A 19,053-nucleotide genomic window follows, 5' to 3' on the forward strand; every position below is an offset into this window, starting at 1 on the left:
CGCGTTGCACAACTCCCGACAATCTCGCCTGCATGGGGCTGGTCCGCTCAAAGTGGTCCGGCCAGCACCTGTTTGCAGCGTTATTTCCATTCACTGTTTCTGCTGAACTTTAAAGGAGCCGACATATCATGGACTGGTCCATGGACTGGATTGCCGACCCCAATGCCTGGATAGGTTTGGTGACATTGGTGGTACTCGAGATTGTTCTCGGTATCGACAATCTCGTCTTCATCGCCATTCTCGCCGACAAGCTGCCGCCGCATCAACGCAATCGTGCACGGTTGATCGGCCTCAGCCTGGCGCTTTTGATGCGCCTTGTGCTGCTCGCCTCCATTTCATGGATCGTTGCCCTGCGTGAGCCTTTGGTCACGTTGATGGAAATATCCTTCTCGGGACGCGATATCATCATGCTGATTGGCGGTCTCTTCCTGCTTGCAAAAGGCACGATGGAGCTTCACGAGCGTCTGGAAGGGGCCCATGGACCCAAAAATTCCAAGGTCGTGCATGCCGTATTCTGGCAGGTGATCGTTCAGATTGTCGTGCTGGATGCTGTGTTCTCGCTGGATAGCGTCATCACCGCAGTGGGCATGGTTCAGCACCTGCCGGTCATGATGATTGCCGTCGTTATCGCCATCGGCGTGATGATGCTTGCTTCCAAGCCGCTGATGGACTTTGTCAACAAGCATCCCACGGTTGTCATCCTCTGTCTTGGCTTCCTGATGATGATCGGTTTCAGCCTGGTCGTGGAAGGTTTCGGCTACCATATTCCAAAGGGCTATCTCTATGCAGCTATCGGCTTCTCTGTACTGATTGAAGCAGCTAACCAGATGGCGCGACACAATCGCGAGAAGCTGGTCACCACCAATGATCTGCGAGAACGCACGGCAGGCGCGGTCTTGCGTCTGCTCGGGGGCGGGCGCGGTGAAAACCCGCTCTCCGATACGGTTGACGTAATTGCTCAGCAGACGGCGGCCAGCGATGTCTTTCTTCCGGAAGAAAAGGAGATGATCCGCGGTGTGCTAGATCTGGCTGATCGGCCTGTACGCTCCATCATGTCGCCGCGCAATGAGATCGAATGGCTCGACCTTGATGAAGACGAGGCGGAACTTGACGCAGCTATTCGCAAGTTGACGCATTCGCGCGTCGTCGTTGCGCGCCGTCAGGTGGATGAATTCGTCGGTGTGGCTCTGGTCAGAGACCTTCTGCTGGATATAGGTGACAAGAAACCCATAGACTGGGATAAAACCGTGAAGCAGCCGCTGGTCGTGCATGAGAATGCAAACGTGCTTCGCGTCATGGAGCAATTGCGCAACTCTCCTGTTCAGATCGCGGTAGTGGTGGACGAGCATGGCTCATTCGAAGGCGTTGTGACGCCGACCGATGTTCTTGAGGCTATCGCTGGCGAGTTTCCGGATGAAGACGAAGAAGCGGCTGTCGCTCAGTCGGACGGGAAGGGCGGCTATCTCGTTGATGGTTTCACCGATATTCGCCGCTTGAGCGGGCTCTTGGAACGCGATCTGGTGGACGAGGCTGATCGCTACACGACGCTCGCGGGCTATGTCCTCTGGCATCTGGGGCACTTGCCCCTGGGAGGAGAGAGCTTCGCCGCTGACGGGCTGGAGTTCAAGATCGAGTCGATGAATGGCCGCCATATCGGCAAGGTCCGCATTTCGACGCCCGTCGATTACGAGGTGTGATTGGAACAGATTTGCGAGCCAAACGGTTTGGCTCGCAAATTATTTCATGATGTTAACTCCCATAAAATAAGTAGGTTATTGACAAATTCCAGGAAGCCTACAAAATTAACCTGTCGTTCATTGTTGTGGCGAAAGCGCGACAATATCTGAGCGCGAGGTGATGAGGAGGCTTGGCATGAAGCGAATAGTTCAACTGGTCGCTACTAAAATGAAGAATGCGTTCTTGCGTATTCCGACCTTTCTTGAGCAGCCATGGCGCGAAATGAAGCTGAATGCCGAGGAAATTGCAGCCCGCCGCCGCAGTCGGGTCGAGCGTGGCGAGCATAATTTTCTCTGGTGCTGGCAGCATCGCGGTTTCTGGTAAATCCGCGCAAGCGCGTAAAGTTTAGGCAGGAGAGGGAAGGCTCCTGCCTTTTGCATTTCATTTTATGGTTTTGCGCTAGGTGAGAATTATTTTCTCATGCCAGCAAATGGATTGGGTGCAGGTTCCATGAATGACTATGAAAGTAGTTTATATATTTAAATCAATGATTTAGATTGATTTTGTCTCTTCTCTCGTTAGATTTGTTTTCCGAAAACAATCCAGTTTATAGCGCTTCTCGCAAACGGCGCGGTGGGGATGGGTCTAATGAGAAAAATTATTCTATATGCGGCGGTCGCGCTCGGTTTGGGCTCTGCCCCTGTTCATGCGCAGGAGCCAAAGGAAATCCTCAACGTTTCCTATGACATCGCTCGGGAACTCTACGAACAGGTCAACAAGGCCTTCATCGCCGACTGGAAGACCAAGACCGGTGAATATCTGACCGTCAACCAGTCCCATGCCGGCTCGTCGAAGCAGGCGCGTTCTATTCTGGAAGGGCTTGAAGCTGACGTCGTGACCTTCAATCAGGTGACCGACGTGCAGGTCCTCCATGACAAGGGTAACCTGATCCCCGCGGACTGGCAGAAGCGGTTGCCCAACAACTCGTCGCCCTATTATTCCTTCCCTGCGTTCCTTGTACGTGAGGGGAATCCGAAAAACATCAAGAATTGGGATGATCTGGCGCGCGACGATGTCAAGGTGATCTTCCCGAACCCTAAAACATCGGGCAATGCGCGCTACACCTATCTTGCTGCGACCGCTTACGCGAACGAGGCGTTCAAGGGTGATCAGGCAAAGGTGCATGACTTCATTGGGAAGATTTTCAAAAACGTTCCGGTCTTCGACACGGGAGGTCGCGGGGCAACGACAACATTTGCCGAGCGCGGTATTGGCGACGTGCTGGTGACTTTCGAGGCGGAAACGCGCGGCACCGAAAAGGTGCTTGGGCCGGACAAGTACGATGTTGTCGTTCCGGAAGTCAGTTTGCTGGCAGAGTTCCCGGTTACGGTCGTGGATAAGGTGGTGGACAAGCGGGGATCGCGCAAGATCGCCGAAGCTTATCTCGATTACCTCTATTCCCCGGAGGGGCAGGAAATCCTGGCCCAGAACTTCAACCGCGTGCATGACAAGGACGTCATCGCAAAGCACAAGGATATCTACCCTGATGTGCGTCTTGTAACGGTTGAGGATGCTTTCGGTGGCTGGGAGAAGGTGCAGAAGGAACATTTCGCCGAAGGCGGAGTGCTTGATCAGCTTTTCAAAGGCAAATAATAAAGCCAACTGGCGATCCCGGCGGGGTCGCCTCGCATTTTGGAAAATCCAGTGGCGCTTCTAAGCATGAAACGTAATTCGGTGTTGCCGGGGTTCGGGCTGACCCTCGGCTGCACCTTGCTTTATCTGGCTGTGATCGTAGCCTTGCCGCTGTTGGCAATGATCCTGAAAACGGCGAGTCTCGGCTGGAGCGACTTCTGGAATATCGTGACTTCAGAGCGGGCGCTGGCGACTTACAAGATCACCTTGAGCGCCGCTGCAGTGGCGACAGTGTTCAACGGGTTGTTCGGTCTTCTGCTGGCGTGGGTACTGACGCGATATGAATTCCCAGGCAAACGTCTGATCGATGCCGCTGTCGATCTTCCTTTCGCACTGCCAACCGCCATTGCGGGTCTGGCGCTGGTAACACTGTTTGCCCAGAACGGCTGGTTCGGACGGTTTCTTGAACCGATCGGCATAAAGGTCGCTTACGCACCGCTTGGCATCATGATCGCGATGTTCTTCACCAGCATCCCGTTCGTCATCCGCACAGTTCAGCCGGTTCTGGAGGATATGAGTGCTGATGTGGAAGAGGCCGCACGCAGCCTTGGTGCCAGTTCGTGGCAGACATTCTCCCACATTATCTGGCCGACGATCTTTCCGGCATTCCTTGCGGGCTCGTCGCTTTCCTTTGCGCGCAGCCTTGGCGAATTTGGCTCAATTGTCTTCATTTCCGGCAATCTGCCCTTCGAAACCGAAGTGACATCACTGCTCGTTTTCATCCGGTTGGATGAATATGATTATCCAGCCGCGGCAGCCCTTGCATTCGTGATGCTTGTCACGGCTTTTGTCATGCTTCTCGTGACCAATCTCATTCAGGCAAGGCAGCTTCGTTATGCAGAACGCTAGCGCAAGCATGCAGGCGCGAAATTCAGGGCCAACGCGCAGCCTGTTGATCTGGCTCGCGGCCCTGTTGTCGGTCATCTGTATCGGGGCGCCGCTCGCCGTCATCTTCTCCTATGCCTTCAGCAAGGGAGTCGATGTGTTTTTCAGCGAGATATTGAAGCCGGATACATTGCATGCGGTGTGGTTGACCATTCTGACGGCAATTGTGGTCGTGCCGATCAATATGGCTTTTGGCGTCTGTGTTGCATGGCTGGTAACCAAGTTTCGGTTCCCGGGGCGGCGGTTGCTCATTACTTTCTTCGAAATACCGTTTTCCGTGTCACCTATCGTGGCCGGTGTGACCTATCTCTTCCTCTATGGATCGCAGGGTTTGCTGGGGCCGTTCCTGGAGTCCTATGACATCAAGATCATGTTCACGGTCCCGGCGATTTTTCTTGTCAGCCTTTTCGTGACTTCGCCTTTTGTGGCACGTGAGCTGATCCCGCTTATGGAAGTGCAGGGGAGCGATGAAGAAGAAGCGGCCCTGACACTGGGGGCCAACGCCTGGCAGACCTTTTTCTATGTCACCTTGCCCAATATCAAATGGGCGTTGCTTTATGGTGCGGTGCTTTGCAATGCACGTGTGATGGGGGAGTTTGGAGCAACGTCGGTCGTTTCGGGCGCAATTCGCGGCAAAACCAATACGCTGCCCCTGCAGGTGGAGCTGCTGTTCAATGACTATAATGTCGCCGGTGCTTTCGCCGCAGCCTCGACGCTGGCATTGATCGCACTTGTGACGCTTGTCTTGAAGATACTGCTTGAGCGCAGACAAGGTGCCTGAAATGAAGAGCCGCCCATTCGAAAAATGGGCGGCTGGGCGGTCACGCTGCTTGGGAAAGCGTGTTGTTTACAGGTTCTCTGTGAAGAGAGGACGCGAGGATAATCCCCTCCGGCCAGCGGCTGAATCCGCTTGCCACGTTGATGTGACCGGCATGGCCCAAGTCGACAAACCCCGATCCCCACACATGCGAAAGCGCTTCAGCCTTGGCAAAGCTCATATATTCATCGTTACGACTTGCCACGACGATGGAAGGAAAACCCAGTTCATGGCGGGGCAGCGGGGCAAAGCTCTGGAAGCGGCTATCCTTGCGGGCCATGGTCTCGGCGTCGGCCGGTGCAACGAGTAGTGCACCCGCCACATGAGCGGCCGATGGGCGGCTCGCCAGATGTGCGACGAGCGCACAGCCCAGACTATGGGCAACCAGAACTGCGCCGGGATTTTCAGCCAGCTTGGCTTCGAGCGCGTGCATCCAGTCGGATAGAACGGGATAGTGCCAGTCGTCCTGTTCGACGAGCAATGCTGACGGATCGTCATGCAACCATTGGCGCTGCCAGTGGCCTGCTTCCGATCCCTTGTAACCGGGGATGATCAATGTCGCAGGCATGCGTTTTTTCCTCTTGGATAAAGCCTTGGGAGGGCGTTCAATTTCGCAATGTCGACGCTTTGTGAAACTGGTTCCAAGATAGGCGGCGTCGGCCGCTATTTTAAGGAAGATAAATTCAAATAAGGGCAGAGTTTGTGAAAAATATACTCCGCCCCCGGTCCGCTCCTATTTCTGCTGTTTTTCGTTCCAGCGCAGCAGAAATTGGGACTTTTCGAAAACCAGTACCACCATGAGCGACATTGCGAACGGAATAAGCAGGTAGAGCAGGCGGAAGACGATCAGGGCGGCAAGAACATCGGCCTGATCCATGTCGGGTAGACCTGTCAGGAAAACGAGTTCCAGGACACCGAGACCACCGGGAGCGTGCGATATCAGGGCTGCCGAAAACGAGACCAGAAAAATGCCGAGAATAATGAGAAATCCGGGATTACCGGCTTCGGGCAGGGCAAAATAGATGATGCCGGCAGCGCCGATCAGTTCCAGAGGAGCGACGATGAGCTGCTGCACAACCACCGACATGCGCGGATATTCCAGACGGAAGCTGCCGATCTTCAGCGGACGCAGGCGCAACCAACTGCCGAAGACATAAACCAGCACGAATGCCAGCATCAAAAGCGCAATAACGATAGAGACTGTCGGTGTCAGCTCCTCGTTGAAACGCATCAGAATGTGCGGTTCCAGCAGAAGAACGACGCTGGAAGTTATGATGACGCCGAGAATGAACGTGAAGGAGCAGAAAGCGATGAGAACGGCGATTTCACTGCCGGGCATCCCTTGCGAGGAGTAGGCTCGATAGCGCACCACGGCGCCGGAGACGACGGAGGCCCCGATATTGTGCGACAAGGCGTAGGTGGTAAAGGAGCAGAGCGCGATGAACAGCCAGGAGATTTTGCGCTTGAGATGCAGGAGCGCGATACGATCATAGCCTGCAAGCGAACTATAGGCGAGAAGCGCGGAGCCAGCCGCAAGAATCCAATGATGGGTGCGGATGGCATAAAAACTGTCCAGAACATCATCCAGCGAGATGCTGCGAAGCTCTCGATAAAGGAGCCAGACCGAAATTCCAACTGCGCAAATGCCTACGACCGGCCAGATGTAATCCTTTGCTTTCATCAACCGGTCACCACGCCTTCATGCTTCATATCATCCCCTTTTTTGCCCATAATATCCGTTGTTCCGTCCGATATTATCCCCATTATGCCTGTCTGAGGGGCGCCTTCCGAAACGGTGTCGGCGCTTTTCCTCTTGATCTCGGTGCCGATTGCCTTCGCCATGGCGGCTGCAATTTCTTCTTCTCCCAGAATGACAGAATTGGCGCCAAGATCATGCAGATATTGTGCTTCTGCCTTCGAGCAGGCGCGCACGACGATGTTGATTTCCGGGTTGGCAGCTCGAGCCAGCGCTGTCACCCGACCAGCCTCAAAGGCGTTGGGTATCGCGATGACCAGATTTCGAGCAGCTGACGGCTTGGCGGCCTCCAATATTTCCGAATCGGAGGCATTGCCGGTAATCGCCTCAATGGCTTTATCCTTCAAAGATGCGCTGACTTTCGGCGAATCTTCAATCACGAGGAAAGGCGAAGTTTCCGCCTGCAATCCTTCTGCGATCCCCGCACCGATCTGGCCATAGCCAACGACAATCGTGTGTCCGGCCAGCAACGTTTGCGGCAAAGGCTCGGGCTCGGAAATGCTGGGTTCGATATCGCTGTTGTCACCAGCTGTAATTTCGCCCTTGCTCCGCTTCTCGATCCATGGCCGCATCCGCTCCGCCACGATGAACATGACCGGATTGAGGAAAATCGAGAGGATTGCGCCAGCGAGAATGAGGTCGCGCCCCGCCGGAGGGAGTAGATTGAGGCTGACGCCCAATCCCGCAAGAATGAAGGAGAACTCACCGATTTGCGCAAGGCTTGCGGAAATGGTGAGCGCCGTGCTGATCGGGCGACGGAAAGCGCGAACGATGAAGAACGCCGCAACCGATTTTCCGACGAGAATGATGGCGAGCGTTCCCAGTAGTGGAAGCGGATCGCGAACAAGGCTCATCGGATCGAACAGCATGCCGACGGAAATGAAGAACAGCACCGCGAAAGCGTCGCGCAAGGGGAGGGATTCTTCCGCTGCCCGATGGCTGAGCTCGGATTCGCTCATCACCATCCCGGCGAAGAACGCGCCCAGCGCGAAGGAAACGCCAAACAGATGGGCCGCGCCGAAGGCAACCCCCAGTGCTATGGCGAGCACACCGAGCCGAAACAGTTCACGCGAGCCGGTCTGGGCCACGACGTTGAGAAGCCACGGTATGACCTTGCGCCCGACTATGAGCATCAGCGCAACGAAGAGAATAACCTTGGCAATGGTGAGAAGAATGATGCCGCCTATGCCGAGGCCAAGCCATGAAACAATTGGATCGCTTGCTGCCGTGCCTTCAGCGCGGCCGGTGACGCTGGCAATGGCCGGAAGCAATACCAGGGCCATGACCATGGCGAGATCTTCAACGATCAGCCAGCCGACGGCAATGCGCCCGCGCTCGGTATCGATCAGGCGGCGCTCCTGCATGGCGCGGAGCAGGACGACTGTACTGGCGGTTGAAAGGGCCAAGCCGAAAACCAGACCCGCCTGAACATCCCAGCCGAGGGCCAGGCCGAGGCCCGTGCCAAGTGCGGCGGCGGCGGCAATCTGCGCAAGGGCGCCGGGTATCGCGATGGTTTTGACGGAAAGAAGATCCTTAAGCGAAAAATGCAGGCCCACACCGAACATCAGCAGGATGACGCCAATTTCGGCGAGCTGAAGAATGAGGTCCTGATCTGCGACGAAGCCGGGAGTATGGGGACCGGCAATAACACCGGCAAGGAGATAGCCAACGAGGGGCGAGATTTTCAAACGGGTGGCTATCGCACCGAAGATGAAGGCCAGGCATAACCCGATGACGATTGTCGCAATCAAAGGCGTGTCATGGGGCATCAGGTGCCTTCCCCCTCTGGCTTCTCGGTTTTTGCATGTGGATGCCGGGCAAAGACTGAGCCTTGCCCGGCGAATGATTTTATTTCTGCGCTGCAGCGCTGTCTTCGATAGCCTGATGGGCTTCCTTCCGGTGCTGCCACCAGTTGCCCAGCAGAAGCAGAATCGGAGCGGCGATGAAGATCGACGACGACGTTGCGATCACGATACCGAACAGCATCGGCACGGCAAAATTATGAACCGCGCTGCCACCCCAGATGGCCATCGGAACCATACACAGGAATGTCGTCACCGATGTATAAATACAGCGCACGAGCACCTGATTGATACTCATGTCGACGATTTCGCGCAGTGGTTTCGATTTATAAAGGCGCATGTTTTCACGCATGCGGTCATAAACCACGACCTTGTCGTTTACCGAGTAGCCGATGGCGGTCAGAAGCGCTGCGATGGCGGTCAGGTTGAAGTCGAGCTGGAACAGCGCGAAAAAGCCGACCATCTTCGTGGTGTCGAGAACCAGGGTGATGATCGCTCCCATCGCGAAGAACCACTCGAAACGCCACCACAGATAGATGAGCATACCGAGTGCCGAAAGGACAACGGCGATGAAGCCGGAACGGGCCAATTCGCCCGAAACCTTCGGACCGACGACTTCCGTCCGTTCGATCTTCACGCCGGGATCAAGCTCGGTTACGGCCTGGCGCATCTTGTTGACGGCGGCCGTCTGCGCTTCTTCGCCACCATCCTGACGCTGCACACGGATCAGTACGTCATTCGGACTGCCTGCAGACTGCAGTGCTACTTCACCAAGGCCAAGCGCCCCAAGCTTCTCGCGCAATTGTGCCAGATCGGCAGGTTGTGACGTGACGATTTCCGCCTGGATACCGCCCTTGAAATCGATGCCGTAATTGAGACCCGGCTTGAAGAACAGACCAATCGAAAGGATGGACAGGACGATCGAGACGCCGATGCCGACGAAACGGGCGTTCATGAAGCTGATGTTCGTCTTTTCGGGAACGAATTTCAGGAATGGTTCGATGACGAGCACCTTCAGCTTACGCTTGCGTACGTACCAGGCCATGACCATGCGCACCAGCGTTACATCCGTGAACATGGAGATCGCGATACCGAGCATCATGGTGATGGCAAAGCCACGAACCGGACCTGTGCCGAACGTGAAGAGCAGCAAGGTCGAGATCAGCGACGTAACGTTCGCATCCACGATGGTGGAGAAAGCGCTGTGGAAGCCCTTGTCCAGCGCCGCCATGGCTCCGAGGCCCCGGCGCGTTTCTTCACGAATACGTTCGTTGATGAGAATATTGGCGTCGACCGCGATGCCAATACCGAGAATGATACCGGCAATACCGGGCAATGTCAGAGTTGCCCCGATAAGGCTCAGTGCAGAGAAGGTAAGCAAGGTGTGGAGCAGCAGCGCCACGTTCGCAATGGTACCCCAGACGCCATAAAGCAGCTGGATGAAGACCGCGACAAGCACAAAGCCGACGATACCGGTGATCAGGCCCATCTTGATAGCGTCGCCGCCAAGATCCGGACCAACGGTACGTTCTTCGATAACGGTAAGCGGAGCGGGCAGGGCGCCGGCGCGAAGGAGCGCGGAAAGGACAACCGTGTCCTGGACCGTGAAGCTGCCGGAAATCTGGCCCGAACCGCCGGTGATCGGTTCGCGGATGACCGGTGCGCTCAGCACCTTGCCATCGAGCACGATTGCGAACGGGCGATTGACGTTCTTGGTCGTAATGTCCGCGAACTGGCGGGCACCGAGGCTGTCGAAACGGAAGGAGACGATAGGCTCATTGGTGCGCTGGTCGAAGCCCGCACGCGCGTCAGTGAGACGCTCGCCGGAAAGGGCGATCTGATCCTCGATCGGGAACTTGATGTTCGGGTCCTTGGAATCCGGCATGATCGTTACGCCGGGAGGCGGCGGATCGTTCGGATTGGCATCGGCAACCATGTGGAAGCTCATTTTCGCCGTGCTTCCGAGAAGCTGGCGAAGCTGTGCCGGGTCCTGAAGGCCGGGAAGCTGAACGACGATGCGATCCGAACCCACACGCTGGATGGAAGGCTCGGCAACGCCGACTTGGTCAACGCGCTGACGGATGATTTCGAGGCTCTGCTGGAGAGCAGCGTCGAGACGGTAGTTGAAGCCCGCCTCGGTCAGGGTCAGACGCACCTGGTTGTCGGTCGAGGCGACATCGATGTCGTTGATCTCAGTGCCGAAACCGCTGGTGTTGACCTGCGAGATCAAGGTGCGCAGTGCAGTTTCCGCCTTGGAACGCTGATCGGCATCGGGAATGGTGACGACAACGGCATCGCCAACTGCGCGGATGGACTGCGGCTGGATACGCTCGGCGCGCAGCTTGCTGCGGGCATCGTCCAGCAGGGTCCGCAGACGGTCCTTTTTCAGACCAGCGGCATCCACTTCAAGCACGAGATAGGAGCCGCCGCGCAGGTCGAGACCGAGCGTGACCTGACGCTTCGGGAACCAGGACGGCATCGCGTCGAGGTGCTTCTGGGTAAAAAAGTTGGGCAAGGCGATGATAACGCCGATCACAACGATCAGGCTATACAGCGCAACCACCCATTTCGAAGTACGCATGGATTAAGGTTCCGGTTGGTGCGCCCCAATTGCCACTAACTGAGTGGCGGTGCGGGCTTTGTTTATTACGGGCGTTAGGATTGGTAAGGGCCAATCATCAAGAATGGCGTATTATGCGCTTTTCGGAGGCGCACGGGCAGAGCCAAAATGTCTCTGCAAGACCGCGAGACGCGGGAAATTCTGCGCCGCTTCGGCTGATTTCGTCTCTGGCAGTATCACGCCTGCCGAAGCAGCAAGCAGGGCCGCCCCGGTGCCATCGAGATAAGCTGTCTTGATTTTGGCCGCTATGGCTTCGATCAGGATTGCCCGCATGGGCTGGGGTGAAGGAGTGGACTGCTGGCGAACAGGTGTCGCCGGACTGCCTTCGACCTGTCTTGCTACGATCCCGCCGGCATGGATGCGGGCTGCATTCTCATCAATGGACGAAAAATCGACGGCAAAGAGAAAAGCGGTAAAAGACAGAACGCAGGTCAGGAACAGCATGAAGCCATGCCGTTTGTGCTGTTCCGTGTTTGTCATGCCCTTCATCAATTCGCCAAGACTTTCTCTAGAGTCTATCCGTGGAGTCGAGCCAGCTTTTCACACTCATTGCGAATCCTCATTAATCATTTGTGTTCGTGGGAACAAGGAAATACTGGCATCACGGCTTGTCTTATACGGTATCTGTCCGCTTCCTACGCGCGATGAAATCTTGTAAACAGCCACGCCTTGCATCCGTTTTAGGGCGCTTTATGTTGAAACCATGTCTTGTTTAACGGCAGAATTGAATTGGCATATTCATCGACGTTTCGTCTTCTTGCATTTTCTCTTCTGATCGGCGTCCTGTCGCCGGGGAGCCTTGCGCCCGCCATCGCGCAGGACAATAAGCAGCCGACACCGGCCGCGCGCGAAGCCTCACCAGTTGCGGCTCCCCAGAGCAATACAGCCCAGCAAACGCCTGCTGCCGCTGATCAGCAACAAACCCCGATGCCGGTTTCCAGTGTCGTCAAGCAGCAAAGGCCCGTTATCGACGATCTGAAGCAGCAGACGAAACGGATCAGCGATCAGCTTCCGAAAGCGGCTTCAAACGATGAAACGCTCGCCAACCTCAAGCTCCAGCTGGATTCTCTTTCAAAGAAGCTTCTTGATGCCGGTGTTTCATTCCGTCCGCGTCTAAGCGAAATCAACACGCGGCTGGAACAGCTGGGGCCAGCGCCGTCGGGCGATCAACCGCCTGAACCGGCCATCGTCAGCGAAGAACGTGCCCGGCTGACCTCCGAAAAGGCGGAAATCAATGCGATTGTCGGAGAGACGGAAGATACGTCGCTTTCCGTCAACCAGATGTCCGCAAAAATCGGGGATATGCGCCGGGACCTTTTTGCAAGGACGCTTTCCCAGCGCGTGAACATCGACACGACGCTTGGGACTGAGGTTGCCTCAGCGGCGAGCTCTCAAATGGTATCGCTCTGGCGTATCGTCCAGTCGTGGTGGCGCTTTGTAAGTACGTTCAAGCTCAATTCGTTTCTCGCCGCCGCCTTTTTTGCGTTCGTAGCCGCGTTGGTCATCCAGCTGGGTGCGCGGCGCGTTCTGGGAACGCTGTACCAGCGTGATCCAACGGTGGAGTCGCCCTCCTATCTGAGCCGACTGTCGGTGGCCTTCTGGTCTACGGTGATACCATCGGCGGCTGTCGGTGTATTCCTGGCGACCACGTACTTTTTTCTGAATTATTTCAATGTCTTGAGAACCGATATTGCGTCTCTTCTCCAGTCGCTTTTTCTGGTGCTCGGGCTGGTATTCTTCATCCACAGGCTGGCATCCGCCTGCATCAGCTCTGATATGCCGCAATGGCGGCTGGTTCCGGTCGCGCCGCGTCCGGGACGAGTTCTGGGCTGGCTGATAACGGGAACGGCGCTGACAAGCGGGCTCGATTCCTTCTTCGGAACGGTCAATCAGATACTTTCATCGCCGCTGTCGCTGACGATGGCGAAAAGCCTGCTCGCCACCGTAATGGTTGGTGTCCTTATTCTGGCGATTGCTTTCCTGAAGCCCGTTGAGCGCGAAAAGGATGGCATTGTCCGGTCATGGCCACGGGCCTTCAGGACGTTCCTCATCATATTGGGGCTTTTGCCTATTCTGACTGCGGTCTTCGGCTATATAGGCATGGCGCGCTTCATATCGCAGCAGATCGTGGTGACGGGCGCATTCCTGGTGACCATGTATATGGGTTTCCTGACCGGGCGTGCGATTTCCGAGGAGCAGGCTTTTGCATCCAGCCAGATCGGCAGGGCAATGCGGGAGCGCTTTCATTTCGATGACGCGACGCTGGATCAGCTTGGCCTCGCAGCAGGCATCCTGATCAATCTCGTCGTCGCGCTGATCGGTATTCCGCTTGTTCTGATGCAGCTGGGCTTCCAGTGGGCGGAACTGAAAAGCACGTTCTATCAGCTGATGACCGGCTTCCAGATCGGCAATATGTCAATCTCGCTGATGGGGCTGCTGTCAGGCGTGCTGCTGTTTGTGATCGGTTATCTGCTGACGCGATGGTTCCAGAACTGGCTCGACAACAGTGTCATGGCGCGCGGGCGCGTCGATTCCGGCGTACGCAATTCGATCCGCACGGTCATAGGCTATGTCGGTCTCTGTCTGGCGGCCTTGATGGGGATATCGGCAGCCGGGTTCAACATGTCGAACCTCGCCCTTATTGCTGGTGGTCTTTCACTCGGTATCGGTTTTGGCCTGCAGAATATCGTTCAGAACTTCGTTTCCGGTCTCATCCTGCTCGCCGAGCGTCCCTTCAAGGTCGGCGACTGGGTGGAGGCCGGCACGGTCAGTGGTATCGTCAAGAAGATCAGCGTGCGCGCGACGGAAGTCGAAACTTTCCAGAAGCAGTCGATCATCGTGCCCAATTCGACGCTTATCAATGGTAACGTTGGCAACTGGACACATCGCAACAAGCTTGGCCGCATCGATATCAACGTGCAGGCCTCCTATACTGCGGAACCGCGCCGGGTTCATGCATTGCTGCTGGAAATCGTTCGTGGCCATCCATCAATCTTGAAGAATCCGGAGCCTTTCGTCGCTTTTCAAAGCATGAACGATTCACTGATGGTTTTTGATATCTATGCCCATGTAGCCGATATTACATCGACCGGCGGCATCAAGAATGAGCTGCGTTTCCAGATCGTCGAGCGTTTCCATGAAGAAGGACTGCATCTGTCCTCATCTTCGACCGATCTCGTCCTCAGCGTGCCGGAAATCGAAAAACTTTCCGGGTTAATGCAGCAGGAAAGAGAGAATTCGTCTGCGGTCAGGATAAAAAAGGCAAGTGCGGAAAAGCCGGAAGCCAAGGACAAGGACGATGATCGCGCTTGATGAACATTACGTTCAGTTGCAGTTCAGTTTTGTCCGCTTATAAAGGGCTGTCTCAGGGCAATAGGGCTCACGCGACACAGGATATATCGCAGCGGGGATAGAAAGGTCGGGACGATATGAACACAAATCAGCTCAACAGCTTGGGCAAACTTGTTCTTGGTGCAGCAATTGGTTTTGCAGTCTCGGCTGGCGGCGCCTATGCTGCGCAGATATCCAACAATGATAGCGGCCCTCAGACGGTTGTGGTTACGGAAGGCGCTTCCAAGCGCGAAATGATCGTCGCGCCGGGTGAGACGGTGGATTTCTGCGCTTCAGGTTGTTTTGTGACCTTTCCCAATGGGGATCGTGAAGCATTGACCGGCGATGAAAAGATCACGATCAGCGGTGGCAAGGCAACGCTGAAATAGCAATTCCATCCGGTAATAAAAAAGCCGAGGTGACACCCTCGGCTTTTCTTATTAAAAGTGTTCAGCTTCGAGGTTTCAAGTTTTCCGGATCGTAGAGCGGTTTATAACCGATAGAGCGTACTTCGACCGGATAAGTCTCACCGAAATATTCCACGCTCAATTTGCGGCCTTCCTGGCAATAAGCCCAGGGCAGATAGGCAAGAGCAATATTCTTGCCGATGGTTGGGCCATAAGCGACGGATGTGGTGAAAGACCGGCGGCCCAGCTCGTCGACAAGCGTCTCTCCAGTTTCAGGGTCCTGTACTGGCATGATGCCGACCGGATAACGGGCCACGCCGTTCTTATCGAGATTGTCAGTCATCACTAGCGTGCAGAGCATCGCTGGCTGGTGCTCGCGGGCGCGATATTCCAGATGCTTTGCCTTGCCACGGAAGTCAGCTTCCTTGACTTTGGGGCGGGCAAGATCTGCTTCCAGAAGATTGTATTCGGTCAGCAGATCCGCATTTTGCAGGCGCAGGCTCTTTTCCATGCGGCGCGTGTTGGCATAGGTCTCGACACCGACCGCAATCACGCCGGTGGAGCGAAGCGCATCCCAGACGGCGAGGCCGTCTTCGTAACGCATATGCAGTTCCCAACCCTGCTCGCCGACATAGGAGATGCGGAAGGCGGTAACGTCTTTGCCTGCAATCCTGATAGGCTTGATGGCAGCGAACGGGAAGTTTTCCGCATCAAGGCCTTCCGGGTTCTCAACCACCTTTTTCAGGTTTTCACGCGCATTCGGACCCCAGATGCCGATGGTGACGTACTTTTCGGTCACATCGGTGATGGTGACGTCAAAGCCCTTATCTTCGGCTACGCGGCGCATATAGTGGAAGTCACGAGGCCCGGCATCGGCGCCATTGATCATGCGGATACGATCAGCCATGCGGATTGCTGTGAAGTCGGCGCGCACCATGCCTTCGTCATCGAGGAAGTGGGTATAGATACCCTTGCCGATATTGGCATCGCCGCCAATCTTGGCAGCGCAAAGCCACTCCATCAGTTCGACATGGTCGGGGCCTTCGATGTCGTACATGGCGAAGTGGGAGAGATTGATGATGCCGCAGTTTTCGGTGAGTTCGAGATGTTCGGCATTGGAAACGCGCCAGAAATGGCGGTTGTCCCATTCGTTCTCGCGCACCGGTACGCGGTCGCCGTATTTCTCCAGCAGGTGCTCGTTGGCGGCATAGCCATGCGCGCGCTCCCATCCGCCCAGTTCCATGAAATAGCCGCCGAGTTTGACCTCACGTTCGTAGAAGGGCGAGCGGCGGATGTTGCGGCCCTTTGAAAAGGGTTCGCGCGGGTGAACTGCCGGATTATAAACCTTCATCGCGGTTTCCGTGCAGCGGTCCCAGATGAACTGTTCCGTCATCTGGTGCGGATAAAAGCGCGAATAGTCGATAGCGTGATGGTCGATGGATGTGCGGCCGTCGGTCATCCAGTCGGCGATAAGTTTGCCCATGCCGGGGCCGTCCTTGACCCAGATAGCGACGGCATACCACAGGCCGCGCACCTTCTGGCTTTCGCCCATGGAGGGACCGCCATCGGTCGTGACTTGCAGGAAGCCGTTGAAGGAGTGGCTTTCATTGTAGCCAAGTTCGCCCAGAATCGGCGTCAGTTCGATTGCCCGCTCCAGCGGTTCCAGAATCTGGTCCATTTCAAGGTCGCGCTGCGATGGCGAGAGACGCGCTTCATGCTTTTCCAGAAGATCGCGCGGATGGCAGAGGCGCGGGTTCTTTTCTTCGTAATAGCCCCATTCGATCTGTCCGCCTTCGGCGGTCTTTGGATCGCCCGTATCGCGCATATAGGCCGAGTTGCCCTGATCGCGCATGAGCGGCCAGCCGATTTCCTTGCCCGTTCCTTCGAACTCGGTATAGGGACCGAAAAATGTCAGCGGATGATCGATCGGCATGACAGGCAGGTCTTCGCCAACCATTTCGGCAATCAGGCGCCCCCAAAGTCCCGCACAGATGATGACATAATCGGCTTCGATGGTGCCACGATGCGTGACGACGCCCTTGATGCGACCGTTTTCCACGATCAGCGACTGTGCCGGCGTGTTGGCGAAACTCTGCAGCTTGCCCGCAGCCTCAGCCTGGTCGATCAGCTTGCCGGCAACGGTCTGCGAGCGCGGAATAACCAGGCCGGCATCCGGGTCCCATAGGCCGCCTTGAACGAGGCTCTCCTCGATGAGAGGGAACTTTTCCTTTATCTCCGCCGGTTCCATCAACCGCGCGCGGGTGCCGAATGCCTTGCCCGATGCAACCTTGCGCTTGATTTCGTCCATGCGGGCATCGTCGCCCACGCGCGCCACTTCGATACCGCCGACGCGGGCGTAATGCCCCATCTTTTCGTAGAAATCGATGGAATAGAGCGTCGTCCAGCAGGAGAGGAAGTCGTGGCTCGTCGCATAGCAGAAGTCTGACGCATGGGCTGTCGAGCCGATGTCGGTCGGAATGCCGGATTTATCGATGCCGACGATATCATCCCAGCCGCGCTCGATCAGATGATGTGCAACCGAAGCCCCGACGATGCCGCCCAGCCCGACAATCACAACTTTCGCCTTCTTAGGAAACTCTGCCATTTTATGCGACCCTAGTTGGTATTTTCACAAAACCATAGTCGTTGGCTGGCCGCGACATTTGCCTTTATACGACATATTCGCAGCGCCAGACGACTGCATGGCAGCTTCTGGAAATCGCCGAATGGCGGAAAGATGCTGTTCTGTTCGCGACGTGTTCGCCCATCCGAGGCGGCACACAGCACGCCTTATGAAATTGATTCCGAAAAGAACTGTATGGTTTTGATTTTCTTCCGAAAGCCGGGAGGGCCGGGCCATCCCGTTCAAGAGCACGGACCGTTCCCGTTCGATATCGTGCTTAGGCGGCGATGAGCATTTTGCGCTCTGCCCGTTCCTGTTGCGGCGAGCGCCCATAGAGTTCCCGGTAGCATTTGGAAAAATGCGACGCGGATACGAAACCGCAGGCAACTGCAACCTCAACGACCGGCATGGACGACTGCAGCAGCAGGTGCCGTGCCCGATCCAACCGGATTTCGAGGTAATAGCGCGCCGGAGATCGGCCCATTTCCTGGCGGAAAAGTCGTTCAACCTGCCGGCGGGACAGGCCGATCGTATGGGCGACATTGATCAGCGCCTGCGGTTCCGAAAGGTTGGCTTCCATCATCTCGATAATGGTCAGTACCTTCGAATTCTGAATGCCGAGGCGCGCGCGGAGTGGCAGGCGCTGGCGATCCTGCGGGCTGCGAACACGATCGGTGAGGGCCTGCTCGCAAATCTTGTTGACCAGGTTCGCGTCGAAATCGTCGCCAATCAGTTTCAGCATCATATCGAGAGAAGCTGTTCCACCGGCGCAGGTGTAGAGGTTGCTATCCACTTCAAAAAGATCGGCATAGACTTCCGCCTTGGGGAAAGCCTCCGAAAAACCCGGAAGATTTTCCCAGTGAATTGCGCAGCGCTTTCCGGATAGAAGTCCGGCTGCCGCCAGTATGTGGGCGCCGGTACAAAGCCCGCCGACGGCAACGCCGCGATTATACTCCTCGCGCAGCCACGCAAAGACTGATTTGTTCCTGAATTCTTCTACGTAGACGCCCGAACAGACGAACACCATCGATGGACGCTGTTCGCGCTGTAGAAAGCGCCGCTCGTCTTCCAGCGATGCGTTGACAGCGCATTCCACGCCATTGGAGGCCGTCACCGGCTTTCCGTCGACAGATGTCAGCCGCCAACGATAGGCGTCATAGCCCAGCATTCGATTTGCAATGCGCAATGGCTCGATGGCCGTTGCGAAAGCAATCATCGAAAAATTTGGAACAAGAAAAAAGACAATAGACCGCTTAACCGATGAAGCCTGGATCATGCCCGATCGTTCCCATTCTCGAAGGCTTTAGCCGCGGTTCCCGACGCAGTTGAGGCCTTGTGTCTCCGTCACGACTCCGGGTCATTTTGGGCCCGGTTTCTATCCGGTCGCTTTCAGACCGGCGATCTTGTCGCGCATACCCGGATTCACAGGGGGCAGGTGATGGCG

The 19,053-nt window shown here is 56.0% G+C and carries 14 protein-coding genes; 7 read left to right on the top strand and 7 right to left on the bottom strand.

The genetic code is table 11. From position 1 onward, the window contains the following. The first annotated feature begins 128 nt into the window (after nucleotides 1-128). From JNC63_RS10585 to cysW, 5 genes are all read left to right on the top strand, one after another. Complete coding sequence (locus tag JNC63_RS10585; RefSeq protein ID WP_025090472.1) at nucleotides 129-1,697, top strand: TerC family protein; 1,569 nt, start codon at nucleotides 129-131, stop codon at nucleotides 1,695-1,697. 175 nt (nucleotides 1,698-1,872) lie between these two features. Beyond that, nucleotides 1,873-2,061 (top strand): hypothetical protein, encoded by a 189-nt coding sequence (locus JNC63_RS10590; RefSeq protein WP_022568359.1) that lies wholly within the window; start codon nucleotides 1,873-1,875, stop codon nucleotides 2,059-2,061. 264 nt (nucleotides 2,062-2,325) lie between these two features. Continuing rightward, on the top strand, nucleotides 2,326-3,330 hold the full coding sequence (locus JNC63_RS10595; protein ID WP_025090471.1) for a sulfate ABC transporter substrate-binding protein: 1,005 nt from the start codon (nucleotides 2,326-2,328) through the stop codon (nucleotides 3,328-3,330). 66 nt (nucleotides 3,331-3,396) lie between these two features. Beyond that, nucleotides 3,397-4,218, top strand: a complete 822-nt coding sequence (gene cysT / locus JNC63_RS10600) for a sulfate ABC transporter permease subunit CysT (RefSeq protein WP_006471719.1) — start codon at nucleotides 3,397-3,399, stop codon at nucleotides 4,216-4,218. Then, nucleotides 4,205-5,035: a sulfate ABC transporter permease subunit CysW gene (gene cysW / locus JNC63_RS10605; protein ID WP_025090470.1), complete on the top strand. Its 831-nt coding sequence runs from the start codon at nucleotides 4,205-4,207 to the stop codon at nucleotides 5,033-5,035. Before cysT ends, cysW begins: the two co-directional genes overlap by 14 nt. A gap of 40 nt (nucleotides 5,036-5,075) precedes the next feature. Here the strand turns inward: cysW and JNC63_RS10610 are convergent, their stop codons facing one another. From JNC63_RS10610 to JNC63_RS10630, 5 genes are all read right to left on the bottom strand, one after another. Next, nucleotides 5,076-5,639 (bottom strand): alpha/beta hydrolase, encoded by a 564-nt coding sequence (locus tag JNC63_RS10610; protein ID WP_021586691.1) that lies wholly within the window; start codon nucleotides 5,637-5,639, stop codon nucleotides 5,076-5,078. 165 nt (nucleotides 5,640-5,804) lie between these two features. Beyond that, a complete protein-coding gene (locus JNC63_RS10615; RefSeq protein ID WP_025090469.1) occupies nucleotides 5,805-6,752 on the bottom strand; it encodes a lysylphosphatidylglycerol synthase domain-containing protein in 948 nt (315 codons plus the stop codon). Beyond that, the gene (gene ybaL, locus JNC63_RS10620; RefSeq protein WP_025090468.1) at nucleotides 6,752-8,596 is read right to left on the bottom strand and encodes a YbaL family putative K(+) efflux transporter; all 1,845 of its coding nucleotides are present in this window, start codon (nucleotides 8,594-8,596) and stop codon (nucleotides 6,752-6,754) included. The genes JNC63_RS10615 and ybaL overlap by 1 nt, the downstream gene beginning before the upstream one ends. A 79-nt stretch (nucleotides 8,597-8,675) precedes the next feature. Continuing rightward, the gene (secD, locus tag JNC63_RS10625) at nucleotides 8,676-11,210 is read right to left on the bottom strand and encodes a protein translocase subunit SecD (protein WP_025090467.1); all 2,535 of its coding nucleotides are present in this window, start codon (nucleotides 11,208-11,210) and stop codon (nucleotides 8,676-8,678) included. A 111-nt stretch (nucleotides 11,211-11,321) separates the two neighbouring features. Continuing rightward, nucleotides 11,322-11,738, bottom strand: a complete 417-nt coding sequence (locus JNC63_RS10630) for a hypothetical protein (RefSeq protein ID WP_063620926.1) — start codon at nucleotides 11,736-11,738, stop codon at nucleotides 11,322-11,324. A 240-nt stretch (nucleotides 11,739-11,978) separates the two neighbouring features. Here JNC63_RS10630 and JNC63_RS10635 point away from each other — a divergent pair, with 240 nt between their 5' ends. Both JNC63_RS10635 and JNC63_RS10640 read left to right on the top strand, forming a co-directional pair. Continuing rightward, a complete protein-coding gene (locus JNC63_RS10635) occupies nucleotides 11,979-14,561 on the top strand; it encodes a mechanosensitive ion channel family protein (protein WP_025090465.1) in 2,583 nt (860 codons plus the stop codon). A 116-nt stretch (nucleotides 14,562-14,677) separates the two neighbouring features. After that, the gene (locus JNC63_RS10640; protein WP_063620928.1) at nucleotides 14,678-14,968 is read left to right on the top strand and encodes a hypothetical protein; all 291 of its coding nucleotides are present in this window, start codon (nucleotides 14,678-14,680) and stop codon (nucleotides 14,966-14,968) included. Nucleotides 14,969-15,029: 61 nt separating this feature from the next. Here the strand turns inward: JNC63_RS10640 and JNC63_RS10645 are convergent, their stop codons facing one another. Together JNC63_RS10645 and JNC63_RS10650 are read right to left on the bottom strand one after the other, a co-directional pair. Beyond that, nucleotides 15,030-17,591, bottom strand: coding sequence for a GcvT family protein (locus tag JNC63_RS10645; protein WP_025090463.1), 2,562 nt, complete (start codon nucleotides 17,589-17,591; stop codon nucleotides 15,030-15,032). 295 nt (nucleotides 17,592-17,886) lie between these two features. Beyond that, the gene (locus tag JNC63_RS10650; RefSeq protein ID WP_021586008.1) at nucleotides 17,887-18,885 is read right to left on the bottom strand and encodes a GlxA family transcriptional regulator; all 999 of its coding nucleotides are present in this window, start codon (nucleotides 18,883-18,885) and stop codon (nucleotides 17,887-17,889) included. Nucleotides 18,886-19,053 lie beyond the last annotated feature (168 nt).

The sequence above is a fragment of the Brucella ciceri genome (genome assembly GCF_041930145.1).
Taxonomy (GTDB): domain Bacteria; phylum Pseudomonadota; class Alphaproteobacteria; order Rhizobiales; family Rhizobiaceae; genus Brucella; species Brucella intermedia.